Source organism: Microvirga pudoricolor (assembly GCF_016892705.1).
GTDB classification, from domain to species: Bacteria; Pseudomonadota; Alphaproteobacteria; order Rhizobiales; family Beijerinckiaceae; genus Microvirga; species Microvirga pudoricolor.
This window is the reverse complement of the sequence record NZ_JAFEMB010000001.1, coordinates 241,563-255,562: the sequence shown is the minus strand read 5'-3', so window position 1 is coordinate 255,562 and position 14,000 is coordinate 241,563. Positions and strand designations below refer to the sequence as shown.

Annotated in this window: 16 protein-coding genes; 11 read left to right on the top strand and 5 right to left on the bottom strand. The window is 63.1% G+C overall.

Annotated elements, in window-relative coordinates:
• Positions 1 to 23 precede the first annotated feature (23 nt).
• From ILT42_RS01165 to ILT42_RS01155, 3 genes are all read left to right on the top strand, one after another.
• A complete protein-coding gene (locus ILT42_RS01165) occupies positions 24 to 1,361 on the top strand; it encodes a solute carrier family 23 protein (protein WP_204213475.1) in 1,338 nt (445 codons plus the stop codon).
• A 100-nt stretch (positions 1,362 to 1,461) separates the two neighbouring features.
• The gene (locus tag ILT42_RS01160) at positions 1,462 to 2,316 is read left to right on the top strand and encodes an SDR family oxidoreductase (RefSeq protein ID WP_204213474.1); all 855 of its coding nucleotides are present in this window, start codon (positions 1,462 to 1,464) and stop codon (positions 2,314 to 2,316) included.
• A gap of 469 nt (positions 2,317 to 2,785) precedes the next feature.
• Positions 2,786 to 2,959, top strand: coding sequence for a DUF1328 domain-containing protein (locus ILT42_RS01155; protein WP_109596226.1), 174 nt, complete (start codon positions 2,786 to 2,788; stop codon positions 2,957 to 2,959).
• A gap of 109 nt (positions 2,960 to 3,068) precedes the next feature.
• Here the strand turns inward: ILT42_RS01155 and ILT42_RS01150 are convergent, their stop codons facing one another.
• Together ILT42_RS01150 and ILT42_RS01145 are read right to left on the bottom strand one after the other, a co-directional pair.
• Entirely contained in the window at positions 3,069 to 3,617 is a 549-nt protein-coding gene (locus ILT42_RS01150) for a sigma-70 family RNA polymerase sigma factor (protein WP_204213473.1), read from the bottom strand.
• A complete protein-coding gene (locus tag ILT42_RS01145) occupies positions 3,614 to 3,838 on the bottom strand; it encodes a NepR family anti-sigma factor (RefSeq protein ID WP_204213472.1) in 225 nt (74 codons plus the stop codon). Before ILT42_RS01145 ends, ILT42_RS01150 begins: the two co-directional genes overlap by 4 nt.
• A 184-nt stretch (positions 3,839 to 4,022) precedes the next feature.
• On the opposite strand from ILT42_RS01145, the gene ILT42_RS01140 reads away from it, so the two are divergent.
• The 3 genes from ILT42_RS01140 (at position 4,023) to ILT42_RS01130 (ending at position 7,543) form a co-directional block, all read left to right on the top strand.
• The gene (locus ILT42_RS01140) at positions 4,023 to 4,817 is read left to right on the top strand and encodes a response regulator (protein WP_204213471.1); all 795 of its coding nucleotides are present in this window, start codon (positions 4,023 to 4,025) and stop codon (positions 4,815 to 4,817) included.
• Positions 4,818 to 5,236: 419 nt separating this feature from the next.
• Positions 5,237 to 5,659: a hypothetical protein gene (locus tag ILT42_RS01135; RefSeq protein ID WP_204213470.1), complete on the top strand. Its 423-nt coding sequence runs from the start codon at positions 5,237 to 5,239 to the stop codon at positions 5,657 to 5,659.
• A 36-nt stretch (positions 5,660 to 5,695) separates the two neighbouring features.
• A complete protein-coding gene (locus ILT42_RS01130) occupies positions 5,696 to 7,543 on the top strand; it encodes an ABC transporter ATP-binding protein/permease (protein ID WP_204213469.1) in 1,848 nt (615 codons plus the stop codon).
• Between the two features lie 12 nt (positions 7,544 to 7,555).
• On the opposite strand, the gene ILT42_RS01125 is transcribed toward ILT42_RS01130, so the two are convergent.
• A complete protein-coding gene (locus tag ILT42_RS01125) occupies positions 7,556 to 7,831 on the bottom strand; it encodes a hypothetical protein (protein WP_204213468.1) in 276 nt (91 codons plus the stop codon).
• Here ILT42_RS01125 and ILT42_RS01120 point away from each other — a divergent pair.
• The 3 genes from ILT42_RS01120 (at position 7,817) to ILT42_RS01110 (ending at position 9,498) form a co-directional block, all read left to right on the top strand.
• On the top strand, positions 7,817 to 8,500 hold the full coding sequence (locus ILT42_RS01120) for a PRC-barrel domain-containing protein (protein WP_204213467.1): 684 nt from the start codon (positions 7,817 to 7,819) through the stop codon (positions 8,498 to 8,500). The genes ILT42_RS01125 and ILT42_RS01120 overlap by 15 nt on opposite strands.
• A 181-nt stretch (positions 8,501 to 8,681) precedes the next feature.
• Complete coding sequence (locus ILT42_RS01115; RefSeq protein ID WP_204213466.1) at positions 8,682 to 8,918, top strand: hypothetical protein; 237 nt, start codon at positions 8,682 to 8,684, stop codon at positions 8,916 to 8,918.
• 97 nt (positions 8,919 to 9,015) lie between these two features.
• The gene (locus ILT42_RS01110; protein WP_204213465.1) at positions 9,016 to 9,498 is read left to right on the top strand and encodes a hypothetical protein; all 483 of its coding nucleotides are present in this window, start codon (positions 9,016 to 9,018) and stop codon (positions 9,496 to 9,498) included.
• 92 nt (positions 9,499 to 9,590) lie between these two features.
• Here the strand turns inward: ILT42_RS01110 and ILT42_RS01105 are convergent, their stop codons facing one another.
• Complete coding sequence (locus tag ILT42_RS01105; protein ID WP_204215097.1) at positions 9,591 to 9,785, bottom strand: con-10 family general stress protein; 195 nt, start codon at positions 9,783 to 9,785, stop codon at positions 9,591 to 9,593.
• 269 nt (positions 9,786 to 10,054) lie between these two features.
• Here ILT42_RS01105 and ILT42_RS01100 point away from each other — a divergent pair, with 269 nt between their 5' ends.
• A complete protein-coding gene (locus ILT42_RS01100) occupies positions 10,055 to 10,474 on the top strand; it encodes an HIT family protein (protein WP_204213464.1) in 420 nt (139 codons plus the stop codon).
• 89 nt (positions 10,475 to 10,563) lie between these two features.
• Here ILT42_RS01100 and ILT42_RS01095 read toward each other — a convergent pair whose 3' ends face one another.
• Positions 10,564 to 12,084: a glycerol-3-phosphate dehydrogenase gene (locus ILT42_RS01095; protein WP_204213463.1), complete on the bottom strand. Its 1,521-nt coding sequence runs from the start codon at positions 12,082 to 12,084 to the stop codon at positions 10,564 to 10,566.
• 405 nt (positions 12,085 to 12,489) lie between these two features.
• Here ILT42_RS01095 and ILT42_RS01090 point away from each other — a divergent pair, with 405 nt between their 5' ends.
• Positions 12,490 to 13,974 (top strand): DEAD/DEAH box helicase, encoded by a 1,485-nt coding sequence (locus ILT42_RS01090; protein WP_204213462.1) that lies wholly within the window; start codon positions 12,490 to 12,492, stop codon positions 13,972 to 13,974.
• Positions 13,975 to 14,000 lie beyond the last annotated feature (26 nt).

Genomic DNA, 14,000 nt, shown 5'->3' with positions numbered 1-14,000 from the left:
GCATCGAGGCGGGGGGAACGACGATGAGCGACGGATTTTTGCCGAGTTGGAGACTGAAGACCGAGGGCGTGATCATGCCCGACGAGAGGCTGCCCGTGGGCCAGACTCTCGTGGCGGGGCTCCAGCACGTGGTCGCGATGTTCGGCGCCACGGCGTTGGCGCCGATCCTGATGGGCTTCGACCCGAACGTCTCGATTTTCTTCTCCGGTATCGCAACCCTGATCTTCTTCTTCATGGTAGGCGGCCGGGTCCCAAGCTATCTGGGCTCGAGCTTCGCCTTCATCGGCCCGGTTCTGGTCGCCACCGGCGCGACGGTGGGGGCTCCGAACCCGAACATCCCCGTGGCGCTCGGCGGCATCATTGCGGCGGGCGTGCTCTATTTCCTCATCGGCCTCGTGGTGCAGATGGCGGGCCATCGCTGGGTCGAGCGGCTGATGCCTCCGGTAGTGACCGGCGCCATCGTGGCCGCCATCGGACTGGTGCTCGCCCCCATCGCCATCAACAGCGCCTCCGGCATCACGCCCGACAACGCCAACGGAACGGCCTTCGCGCGCTGGATCGCCCTGATCACCGTGCTGGCCGTGGGTGTCATCGCGGTTTATTCGGGCGGCGTCATGCGGAGATTGCCGATCCTGCTCGGCGGCGCCATCGGGTACTTGGCCTATTTCGTCGCCGCGAACCTCCTGGGCCTGGGACAGGCCATCGACTTCTCGAAGGTCGGCCAGGCGGCCTGGTTCGGGCTTCCGACATTCCAGTCGCCCGTGTTCACGGCCAGCGCCATCAGCCTCGTCGCACCGGTCGCGATCATCCTCGTGGCCGAAAACCTGGGGCACATCAAAGCCATCAGCGCCATGACGGGCCGCAACCTCGACCCCTATCTCGGCCGGGCCTTCATGGGCGACGGCGTCGCCACCGTGGTGTCCGGCGCCTTCGGGGGTACGGGCATGACGACCTATGCGGAGAACATGGGCGTCATGTCGGTGACGCGGATCTATTCGACGCTGATCTTCCTGGTCGCAGCGGCCATCGCCCTGCTGCTCGGCCTGTCTCCGAAATTCGGCGCCTTCATCGGCACGATCCCGGGTCCCGTGCTCGGCGGCCTGTCCGTCGTGGTCTTCGGTCTCATCGCCGCGACGGCGGGACGGATCTGGGTGGAGAACCGGGTCGACTTCTCGCGGCCCCGCAACCTGATCACGGTAGCGGTCGCCCTGATCCTCGGCGCCGGTAACTTCAAGCTGACGATCGGCGGGTTCACCCTGGACGGGATCGGGACCGCCACCTTCGGGGCCATCACCCTTTACCACCTCCTGCGGGACAACGCGTCGGATCGCGAGCCGGTCGGCAGCGCCGACGCCCTCTAGTTACCGCGCTTCCGGAACAGGCACCCCGAGCCCGCGTTTGGTCGTCGAACGCGGGCTTTTCGATGCGAGCCCGCCCGCTCCTCCAGAAGCAGGACAGGCCATGAGTTCCGGACAAACGATGCCCCCGCAGACCCAGGACCGCCAGCCCGGTCTCGAAACCGAGATGAACCCCAGGCCCGATTACGAGCCACGCTTCCCAGGCAGCGGGCGTCTGCAGGACCAGGTCGCTCTGATCACCGGGGGCGACAGCGGGATCGGGCGCGCCGTGGCGGTGCTCTTCGCTCGCGAGGGCGCCGATGTGGCGATTGTCTACTTGGATGAGCACAAGGATGCCGAGGACACCAAGGCTCTGATCGAAGCGGAGGGCCGGGCTTGCTTGACCATCGCCGGCGACGTGACCTCGCCGGATTTCTGCGGGTCGGCCGTGAAGCAGGTCGTCGATCGCTTCGGCAAGCTCGACGTCCTGGTCAACAACGCGGCCGAGCAGTTCCCCCAAAAGGAGATCGAGGCGATCACGCCCGAACAGCTCGATCGCACGTTCCGCACCAATATCTTCGGCTATTTTTACATGACACAGGCGGCCATGAAGCACCTCGGAGAAGGGGCGGCCATCGTCAACACCACTTCGGTCACCGCCTATCGGGGCAGTCCCGAACTGCTCGATTACAGTTCCACCAAGGGCGCCATCGTGGCTTTCACCCGGTCGCTCGCCAAGAAGCTGGCCGAAAAAGGCATTCGCGTGAATGGCGTTGCGCCCGGCCCGATCTGGACACCCCTCATCCCCGCCACCTTCGATGCCGAGAAGGTCTCGAAGTTTGGGGCCGATACGCCCATGAAGCGCCCTGGGCAGCCCAACGAGGTAGCCTCGTGCTTTCTTTTCCTCGCCTCGCGGGACGCCTCCTACATCACCGGCTCCGTGCTCCATCCGAACGGTGGCGACGCCACCGAGTCCTGACAACGAAAAAGCGCCCGAAAGGGCGCTTTCCATCCTCGCATCGGACCAGGATCGGGATCAGCGACGGCGCCTGATCCGAACCGGTACGGGCTGCTGGGGCGGCATCGCGAAAGCGGACACGAGGAGCAAGGCACAAACCGAAGCTCCGATGAGGAAAACGACTTCGGCCAGTTCGACCTGGGCCGACAGCCCAGTAATGGCAGCGAGAGCGGTAATAATCAAAAACGGAACACACGCACGGAGTGCTGTTTCACGGTTCATCATCTGTCTCCATCTGTGCAAGCCAACGTATGGAGAGCGGCCGAGTTCCAAGGGTCTCCAGCAGACCTTAAGGCGAATGCTTGGGGGCTGTCCTTCACGCAAGCATTACGGTGCAAATGAGTCTTGGCTGCGGAACCCTAATGCTTCGCTTGGAGTTGTTGAAGCGACGTCGGCTACGGCCGAGTTCTTAATCTTGCGAGGTAACATCATGCTCGGTTGGGCTGTCACTTTTCTCATCATCGCACTCGTCGCCGCCCTGTTCGGTTTCGGCGGCATTGCCGGCACGGCAGTGGAAATCGCGAAGTTGATCTTCTTCGTAGCCATCGTGCTGTTCGCCATCTCGGCCGTTATCGGTCTGCTGCGTGGGCGCAACCCACTCTAGACCGGTTGGGGCTGAAATGAGAAAGCGCCGCTCATCGAGCGGCGCTTTTTTTTATTAGGTATCCCGGCGAGCGGAGGGTTGAGGACGCGTATGGGCCAGTTGCTGCATCTCAGTTGGATTGCAGGGCGGCCCGCGTCATCCGGTCGGGTCCCAGATCCTCCACGTCGTCCACGTTCAGGAGGCCGGCCAATCGGGACCTCGCCCTGTTCACCCGGCTCTTGATCGTGCCGACCGCACAGCCGCAGATGTTCGCCGCCTCCTCGTAGGAGAAGCCCGAGGCGCCGACCAGGAGGAGGGCTTCCCGCTGGTCGGACGGCAGCCTGTTGAGAGCCGTACGGAAATCTTCGAAGTCGAGACGCGAGCCCTGCTCGGGCTGCACGTTCAGACGTCCCGCGTAGGAACCATCCGGATCCTCGACCTCGCGTCGCCGCTTGCGATACTCCGAATGGAAGAGATTCCGGAGGATCGTGAAGAGCCAGGCGTTGAGGTTCGTGCCGCGCTCGAACCGGTGCAGGTTCGAAAGGGCCCTCAGGAGCGTGTCCTGAACGAGGTCGTCCGCCCGGTCGACCTGACCGGAGAGGGATATGGCGAAGGCCCGGAGACTTGGAACAGCTGCCAGAAGAGCGTCCCGCAGGGCCGGCTCGGGCGCTGCGGTCATGAGGACTTCCCGGCGCTGGAGGCCTTTTTCTCGAGCTGATCCAGGAGATCCTTGAAACGGTCTGGAACCGGCTGCTGCATCAGGTCGTCGTACATGGCCCTGAGCTGATCGCCGATGCGGCCTTGGCTGAGCTTGTCGAGCTTTGGCTCCGAGGACAGCTTATCGTCGAGCGATGCTTCCGGGATGACCCTGGCAAGCTTGCTCCCTTTATCACCCGTCATTCTTTAACCCCTTGCCGCCCAGCATACGGCCCGTTTCGAGCCAAGCTTGGCAGTGCGCGCGCATGTTTTCGAAGCATAACGCGGCTCCTTGCTTCCGGTTCCCAAAAATGGAACTTTTCCTCTGCGGCCGAGTTTAGACGGTCGTAGGAATCTCTACGAGTCAAAGCACTATAAGGGGAAGCGAATGTCGACAGCTCAGCTTGTCGTCCAACACCTGCCGTATCTTCGTCGTTACGCCCGCGCGCTGACAGGCAGCCAGATGGCCGGTGACGCCTATGTGGCGGCAACTCTCGAAACACTTGTCAGCGAGCCGGAAACCATCGGGGCGGCCGGCAACGTGAAAGTCGAGCTCTTCGAGGTCTTTACGCGGATCTGGAATTCGCTTTCCGTGAACGGCAAGGGCGAGCAGATCCAGCGGGACCTGCCCGCAGAGGTTCGCATCGGCCAGATCACTCCCCTTCCGCGCCAAGCCTTCCTCCTTTCGAGCCTTGAGGGCTTCTCCGAGGAGGAAGTCGGCAAAATCCTCTCCGTGGACGTGAAGACCGTCCGCGATCTCGTCGACGAGGCCGGGCGCGAACTCGCGGCCGACATGGCCACCGACATCATGATCATCGAAGACGAACCCCTCATCGCGATGGATCTCGAGGCCCTCGTCGAAGGCCTAGGCCACAACGTCACCGGCGTGGCCCGTACCCGCACCGAGGCGGTGAAGCTCGCGGCCACCAAGCGACCCGGCCTCATCCTGGCGGACATCCAGCTGGCCGACGGCAGCTCCGGTCTCGATGCGGTGAACGATCTTCTCAAGGCCTTCGAGGTGCCGGTGATCTTCATCACGGCCTATCCGGAGCGCTTCTTGACGGGCGAGCGCCCGGAGCCGGCCTTCCTCATCGCCAAGCCTTTCCAGCCTGCCAACGTGTCGGCGGTCATCAGCCAAGCGCTGTTCTTCCAGCAAGCCGCCCGCCGTCGCGCCGTCGCCTGATCGAACAGATTGCAAGCAACCAAGCAAAACGCCCGGCCAATGGCCGGGCGTTTTGCTGTCTAGTTCGGATCGTGACAAGAAAAAAGACGGGCCGCTGAGGACCCGTCTTAAAAGTTGCCGGCCAGTGCACAAGGGGAATGCGGGGAGGACCAGGAGGCCGGTGCTATAAAAACAGCCCTAAAGACTTAAAGTTCCCCTCTAATGCTATCTTTATGGTTGGTTAAGGAAGAGGAACCATCGAAGTTCGGATGACGTTGTTCTGCCGAGGTTAGCCAGGCTGCAAGAAGCGGGAGGCCAAGATGCTCGGTATGCCAGGAACACTTTTAGGAATTGCCGGAACGGCGTTTCTGGCGGTCAGCTTCGCACAGAATGCCCTGAGCGATTCCGCGCCACCCAAGGCTTCGCTTCATGAGGCCAGCATGGCTCAGGAGGTCATGTCGGCCGCCAAGGCGGATCGGCTGTCCAAGCCGGTTCGTGCGGAGGATCGCTCGACTGTCACGACGGTTGAACTCGTGGGCATTGGCAAGGCCACCGTCATCCTGCGCGACGAGGCCGGGAAGATTGTCTATCGCGCCGATCCTCAGTCCAACACCACCTTCTTCGCCAAGGATGTGGACCTTCCGGTTGTGACGATCAAGGAAGAGGCCGCCAGCCCCGTGGCGCAGCGCCCGGTCAATATCAAAACGGAGCCCAAGGTCGAGCGCGAGAACGCGCTGGAAGAGCCGAAGCGAAAGAGCAATCCGGTAGGGTGCCTCGGAGCTCTTAGCCCCCTGGTAAAGTCCGAAGCGAGCAAGACACCGAGCCTCTGCCTCGCCAGCTTGGAAACCGGCCGCCTCTCCTGATCGGGAAGGCTGCCCCCTCCCCGTGGAAGCGCATCCGTGAAGCCAGATGTCCAGGCGACCCAGCGCCGCCTCCTTTTCGCTCGCTTCTGGCAGGTCGCCTCAGGCTTCTGGACCGGTGTGCGCAAGCGTGAGGCCTGGTTCCTCACCCTGACGCTTTTTGCGATCATCCTGGCGCAGCTCTACGTTCAGTATCGGCTCAACGTCTGGAATCGCGATCTCTTCAATGCTCTGGAGAAGAAGGATATCTCGCTGGTCGGATGGCTGGCCCTTTTTTTCGTCCCTCTGGCGGTCTCCGCGGTCGCCCTCACTGTCGCATCGGTATGGGGCAGGCTGACGACGCAACGGGCCTGGAGGGCTTGGCTGACCGACTACCAGATCGACCGGTGGCTTCGGAACGGTCGCTACTACCAGCTCAATTTCATCCAGGGCGAGCACCAGAACCCAGAGTTCAGAATCGCCGACGACACGCGGATCGCCACCGAGTCGCCCATCGATTTCGCCTTCGGGGTGACGACGGCCGTTCTCACCGCCATCACGTTCACGAGCGTTCTGTGGGCCGTCGGCGGGGCGATATCGTTCGAACTGAACGGCTCGACCATCTCGGTGCCGGGCTACCTCGTTTTCGTAGCGATCATCTACTCGGCCATCACCACGACCGCCATGGTCTTCATCGGCCGCCGTTTCGTCGAGGTGGCCGAGGGCAAGAACCAGTACGAGGCTGAGTTCCGCTACGCCGCAACCCGCTTGCGAGAGAACGGTGAAAGCATCGCGCTCCTGGGTGGAGAACCGGAAGAGCGCCATTCCCTTAGTGAGGCGCTCGGCCGGGTGATCATGCAATGGCGCGCCATGTGCGGGCAATACCTGCGCACCACCGTCGTGTCCTACGGCAATTTCGTCCTTGCTCCCGTCGTTCCCATCATTCTCTGCGCGCCCAAATATCTTGCCGGAACGATGTCGCTCGGTGAGGTCATGCAGGCTTCGACCGCTTTCGTGACGGTGCAGCAATCGTTCAACTGGCTCGTGGAGAACTATCCGAAGCTCGCGGATTGGACGGCATCGGCCAATCGCGTGGCGGGACTGATCGTCTCGCTCGACAGGCTCGAACTCGCCGAGAAGCCGGGAGCCGGGCACATCCGGCATACGGACGCCGAACAAGGCGCGGCCCTTCAGCTCCTGAACGTCTCGGTGAATCTCGACGATGGGACAGCGGTGGTGGGCGAGACGCGCGTCGTCATCGACAGCGGCGAGAAAGTCCTCGTGGTGGGCGAATCCGGCGCCGGCAAGAGCACGCTGATCCGCGCGATCGCCGGCCTTTGGCCTTGGGGGGAGGGCGAGATTTCCGTGCGCAAGGGGTCTCGCCTGTTCTTCATGCCACAGCGTCCTTACGTGCCCATCGGCACGCTCAAGCGTGCCGTGGCCTATCCCAATCCGGCGGACAGTCTAACGGACGAAGACGTGCAGGCCGCCCTCAAGGATGCCGGACTGCAGCACCTGATGGGCCGCATCCACGACACGGACGTTCCGTGGGAGCGGACGCTGTCGGGGGGCGAGCAACAGCGTCTGGCCTTCGCACAGCTCTTCATCCAGCGACCTGACATCATCGTGATGGACGAGGCGACTTCCGCGCTCGATACCGAAACCCAAGAGATGCTCCTCAACCGCATTTCGAAGCGTCTTCCCGATGCCGCGCTCGTGAGCGTCGGACATCGTCCGGAGCTGGAGGCCTTCCACAATCGCCGCCTAGTTCTGGCCCGTCGAAAAGACGGTGCCAGACTCGTGGCGGACGAGACGCTCTCGCCCCAAACATTCGCCCTGCGCCACGCCTTTTCGCTGCTCTTTCGACGCCGCTCGCAGAGATCGACCGACTCGCAGCCGCAGAGCTGACCCGCCCAGTCTTCAGATCTCGCCGGATCGGCGTCGAAGCACGGAAAAAGCGATATCGAGCTCCCGATAGTGATCACAGTACAGTGATGAGAACGCTTGCGCCTTGCGATGAACTTGCACCGCCAAGGTGAACATCTGTTCAGACGGCGTCACCGATGCGTTTTGTCGAGGTTTTTCAACCGCAAAACTTCGGAACCGAAGAGTTAACAGAGCGTTCTTCGCACGTGTCACATGCACGATAATGATTGAAAACGAACCTTCAGGAGAGAGAAAATGCTGAAGAAGCATATGCTGGCTTGCCTTCTCGTAACGGCTGTTGCTGTGCCTGCCTTCGCTCAGAACACTATGCCCTCGGGTTCGACCGACCGTCCCGCTGCAACGGGCTCCGGCTCCACCACATCCGGTTCGCCTGCCATGACGCCGGGCGCCAACTCGTCGACGATGGCACCCTCGGGTTCCGCCTCCTCGGCTATGCCGTCGGCCAGCGGCCAGTTCATGACCAAGGCCGAGGCCAATCAGGTCATGGCGTCCAAGCTCATCGGCACCCGCGTCATGGGCGCCAACAATGAGTCCATCGGCGATATCAACGATGTGATCATGGACCGCAGCGGCCAGGCCGTCGCAGCGGTTGTCGGCGTCGGCGGCTTCCTCGGCATCGGCGAAAAGGATGTCGCCGTCCCGTTCAGCGCGCTCGAGTTCCAGAGCGAAGCGCAGGTCAGCGCCATGAATAACGCCAATGCCAACGCGACTGCCCCCAACAGCCCGGCCACTACCGGCTCGACGACCGCTGGCTCGACCGGCACGATGGGCACCGCCGGCACCGGCACGATGGCGTCCAACAACGCTCAGGCCAACACGGGCTCGACCGCCCTCAACAATCCGGAACGTGTCATGCTGCGCATGACGAAGGAAGAGCTCCAGGCTGCGCCTAAGTTCGACCCCTCCGCCAATCGGTAATCTCATCGCCTCGTCTTGGGCGCTCGGCCATTCGGCCGGGCGCCCTTCTTTTGCCTATAAGAAGTAATATTATTTCAATATGGAATGGGTGGAGCTTGGCTGCGACATGCTGACCGGGCCGGAACCAGGCTCCAAGCGTCACGTTGAGCATCTATAGTCATAAAATTGCAGGGAGATCGCTATGTCAGCCACGGATGATCTGGGGACCCTGTTCTGTACTCAGGACCTACCGACGGAACTGTTGCGGCTCGTGACCACGAGCCATGCCAGTGACGATCCGCAGGTTGCGTCGATGTTGAGCGGACTTGTGACCGCCCGGCAGCGGGATGAGGTGATCTGCCCCTTAATGGTCCAGCGCCGTCTGGTCGTTCCTTCGCATTACGACTCGCTGGCACTTGCGGCCTCGCGCATTGGCTAAATATGGTGAGGGGGAGCCTCCGGGGGCTCATGGAGGCGGAGTGATGGGTGAAAGCCCAAGAAGTGTCTCAATCCTATTCGAACCACATGCGGTCTCTGTGATCGATCTGTTTCGCACCTTCGGATCGTCCGAAGGTCACGGCAGCGTCGCGGCCATGGATGGGCTCGAGGCAGAGCTGACGCGCCTGATCGGCCCTGAGGCGTCCCGAGCAACCGTCTCGGACAGCCTGCTGTTTGGGTTTGCCCTGCGTCGAAAGCGGGAGACGCCGTTGGACTTCCGCCCGCTCCATTCCCGGTGGGGCAGCGCGGATGAGTTCTGCCTCATGACCCTTATCAGCGCCGCGGATGGGGCCCATGACGATCTTGCCTTGGAGGCAGGCCGAGCTCTTGGGATCGCTGGCGAAGGGCCGCTCATGTCGCTGGCGCACGATATCTGCGCTTCCTTGAAGAGCCTGCCCTTCAAGACAGCCTTTTTGACCAAGGATACTTTCGAGGCGGTCATGGGATCTCGCGTGATCCTGTCCGAGGCCGAGCGTGCCGCCTTCGCCAGCGGATACAACCGCTTCCATTTCAGCCCCTGACAGCGTCGGACCTCATCCGGGTTTCGCTGCCTGAATCACCTTCTTGCCAAAAAGAAAGGGGCCGATAAATCGGCCCCTTTATGCGATGCCCATCAATCCTGTGGGCTTCTGCTGCTGCCTGAGGCTTGACCACCCTTGCGGCCAGCCTCGGAGGCCAGTTCACGGTCTTGCGAGAATGAACGCTTCTCGGCGGGAACGCTTTTGCCACCTTTGCTCGCGATTTCACGCTGACGGTCACCATCCATAGATGCGAAACCGCGTTTCGAGGTCGAACTGCCAGTCGCCATCTCTTTCCTCCTCGGCGATGAATGCTTTCGTTTTCAACAACCCATGCCCAATTCGATAGTTCCGCTTAAAGCAGACATGAAATTAACTATCCGAATACGCAGATAAGCTTGGCTATAGCCTCGAGTTTAGGTATCTATTCCAGAGTGAAATCGTTCTAAAATCCTGTGCCGCCGGGGCGAGCAAGGCTTTGGACGCAGTTGACGTCCGGCGCTCTCCCCAGTTGAGTGAGTTCGAACCAGCAGACACCGCGTCAGGAACGGATGACCTCATGAGCTACGACGACAGCAACATCTTCGCCCAGATCCTGCGGGGTGAGATGCCGGCTCACACGGTCTATGAGAACGATCATGTGCTGGCCTTCATGGACATCATGCCGCGAGGGGCCGGTCACACCCTGGTGATCCCCAAGATTCCGTCGCGCAATATTCTCGATGCGGACCCTGAGAGCCTCGGCGAACTCATGAAGGGGGTGCAAAGGGTCGCGCTTGCGGCCAAGAGCGCGTTTGGGGCGGATGGAGTGACGATCCAGCAGTTCAACGAGAGCGCGGGCGGGCAGGTCGTCTTCCATCTGCATGTCCACGTGATCCCACGCTTCGAAGGCGAGCCGCTCAAGCCCCACACGGGGCAGATGGAAAAACCGGACGTTCTGGCAGAGCACGCCGAGCGGTTGCGGGGCGCGCTGGCTTAGGTGCGGGGGGCAAAACGCGGGCCAAGGCCTGATTGCCGGGCCCTGGTCACAGGGCGTAATGCCCCTGTGAGCTCAATCCATGCCTGATTTCACTGCGCGGCCACCGCATCGGGCCCGCGGCGCGCCAGATAGGCGTCGATCCTCTCGGGCGCGTCCACCGGCACGTGAAGCCCGAGTTTAGAGCGGCGCCAGAGGATGTCCTCGGCGGTCCGGGCCCATTCCCACCGGACGAGATAATCGATCTCCGCAGCCGTAAGGCCGCCGCCGAAGTCTTCTCCGAGGTCGGCCAGGGAGGCGGCCTTGCCGAGCAACTCCTCGATCCTGGTGCCATAGGCGCGCGAAAGGCGGCGGGCAAGGGGCTCGGGCAGGAAGGGCCAGCGCTGCCTCACACCCGCGAAGAAACGATCGAAATCCGCGTCCGGCATATCCCCGCCGGGAAGCTTCGCGGTTTCGGTCCACGAGGGCTTCATGTTGGGGAAGTAAGGCTTGAGCTCATCGAGGGCATGCTCCGAGAGCTTGCGGAATGTGGTGATCTTGCCGCCGAAGATCGACAGCACGGGAGACTTGCCGCCAGGGGCGTCCAGGTCGAACACGTAGTCGCGCGTGACCGCCGAAGCGTTCACCGAGCCGTCGTCGAACAGAGGACGGACGCCGGAATAGGTCCACACCACGTCGGCAGGCGTCACCTGGCGCTTGAAGAAATGGTTCACCACGTCGCAGAGATATTGAACCTCCGCGTCGCTGATCGTCACCTTCTTGTCCGGCACGGCCTCCACGGGAATGTCCGTGGTTCCGATAAGGGTGAACTTCTCCTGATAGGGGATCGCGAACACGATGCGCTTGTCCGTGTTCTGCAGGATGAAGGCCTGGGGCGTGTCGAACAGTTTCGGCACCACGATGTGGCTGCCCTTGACCAGGCGAACGCCCTTCTGCGTGTTGAGGCCGAGCTTGGCGTTCAGCACGTCCGCCACGAAGGGCCCGGCGGCGTTGACCAGAACGCGGGCGTGGACCTCCCGTGTCTCTCCGCTGTCGGCATCCTGCAGGGTGGCCACCCATCCGTCTTCGTCGCGCCGCGCCGCAACCAGCTTGGTGCGCACCCTGATGTCCGCGCCACGCTCGGCCGCGTCCAGGGCGTTGAGCGCCACCATGCGGCTGTCCTCCACCCAGCAGTCCGAGTACACGAAAGCCGTGTCGAAGCCGGGCTTGAGGCCCTTACCCGCGGGATGCGTGGTCAGGTGGATCGTCTCCGTCCCGGGCAGCTTCTTGCGTGGGGCCAGATGGTCGTACAGGAATAACCCGAGGCGCACGAACCAGGCCGGCCGGATGCCCTTCTCGTGCGGGAGGATGAAGCGGAGGGGCCAGATGATGTGCGGCGCGGCCGCCAGCAGGCGCTCGCGCTCGAACAGAGCCTCCCGGACGAGGCGAAACTCGTAATATTCGAGATAGCGAAGGCCCCCGTGGATCAGCTTCGTACTGGCCGAGGATGTATAGCCCGCCAGATCGCCCTGCTCGCACAGGACCACGGAGAGCCCCCGGCCCACCGCGTCGCGCGCGATCCCCGCGCCGTTGATGCCGCCGCCGACGATCAGAAGATCGGTTGTGGTTGTCATGAAATAGATCTTCCCTAACGGCAGCCTGAAAACCGGCCGCCATCAATTCATTAGCCGCCTAAACCAACTCATGCGTGCCTTCAAGCGGGGCCGTTGCAGTTCCGTGGAGGTTCCGTTGGGGCCTCCGTGAGTTTCCCCCGATGCCTCCTCGAGGGAGCTCCCAGGGCCGATCCGGGCTTGACGAACGCGTCATGCTCCCTCATATGCCATCTAGCGTCAGCGCTCAATGAAGCGCTTGAGTGGGGCTGCGTGACGGATATCCGCGAGGCAGCGGAGGCCCGGCCCCCTTCTTCAATCGCTTTCCTCTGACACCCCATCACGCGGGTCGTCTCCCTAGAGCCCGGTAATGTCCAGCCCGTGAGCGGTCTTGCTCGTGGCTCCCCGCTTTGTGTTTGAAAGCCAAGAATGACCCTTTTCACCGATTTCGGATTGGCCGAGCCCCTCCTGAAGGCGCTCGCCGCCGAGGGCTATGAGAAGCCGACTCCGATCCAGGCCCAGACGATCCCGCTGGCTCTCGAGGGCCGCGACGTGTGCGGCATCGCCCAGACGGGCACCGGCAAGACGGCGGCCTTCGCGCTTCCGATCCTGAACCACCTGGCCAAGACGCCGAAGCCGCTGCCCCGCAAGGGCTGCCGGGTTCTGGTCCTGAGCCCCACCCGGGAACTCGCCGGCCAGATCGCCGACAGCTTCCGCACCTATGGCCGCAATCTGCGGGTCAAGACCGCCGTGGTGTTCGGCGGCGTCAATCTCCCCCGTCAGGAGCGCGAGATGGCAACGGGCGTCGATGTTCTGGTGGCGACCCCCGGTCGCTTGCTCGACCTCATCGACCGCCGCGCCCTGTCCCTGCGCGACGTGGAAATCCTCGTCCTCGACGAGGCCGATCAGATGCTGGACCTGGGCTTCATCCATGCCCTGAAGCGCATCGTGACCATGCTTCCCAAGGACCGCCAGAGCCTGTTCTTCTCGGCTACCATGCCGAAGACGATCTCCTCGCTGGCCGACGACTTCTTGCGCAATCCGGCCAAGGTGGCCGTGACCCCCGTCGCCACCACGGCCGAGCGCGTGGAGCAGGGCGTCATGTTCGTCTCCACGGGCCGGAAGCAGCCTCTGCTGGAAATCCTGCTGCGTGATCCCGCGATCGACCGCGTCCTGGTCTTCACGCGCACCAAGCACGGGGCCGACAAGGTCGTGCGCGGTCTCGAGAAGGCTGGCATCTCGGGCGCGGCCATCCACGGCAACAAGTCCCAACCGGCCCGCGAGCGGGCGCTGGCGGCCTTCCGGGACGGCTCCTGCCGGGTTCTGGTGGCCACCGACATCGCAGCCCGCGGCATCGACGTGGAGGGCGTGACGCACGTCATCAACTTCGACCTGCCGAATGTGCCGGAATCCTACGTTCACCGCATCGGACGCACGGCCCGCGCCGGAGCCGCCGGTCAGGCCATCTCGTTCTGCAATAAGGAAGAGAAAGCCTTTCTGTCCGACATCCAGAAGCTCACCCGCCAGACCGTGCCGGTTCTGCCGATGCCGGAAGGCTTCGCGGCCGGCGATCTCGATGCGGATGCGCCCATCCCGCAGCGCGGCGGCGGACGCCCTCAGCCGCACGCCCGCGGTCAGAAGCCCCAGGGCCATGGCGCGTCCCGCCAGAACGACGCGCAAGCCGAGCGCGGCCCCAAGCGCCGGCGGAGCCGAGGCGGCAAGCCGGGTGGCCAGGCGGCCGGTGGCCAGACCGCCAACACCCAACGTTCCGTACAAGGCAGGCCCGGCTCGGGCGGCGCCAAGCCGCAGGGATCGGCCCCGCGCCCAGTCGCATCGACCCAGCCCTTCCGCCGCCAGGAAGGCCGCAGCGACGGCGCCCAGGTGGCTTGGCTCGACAAGGGCCCTCGCCGCTGAGGTGAGACGCACGAATTGAAAAAGGC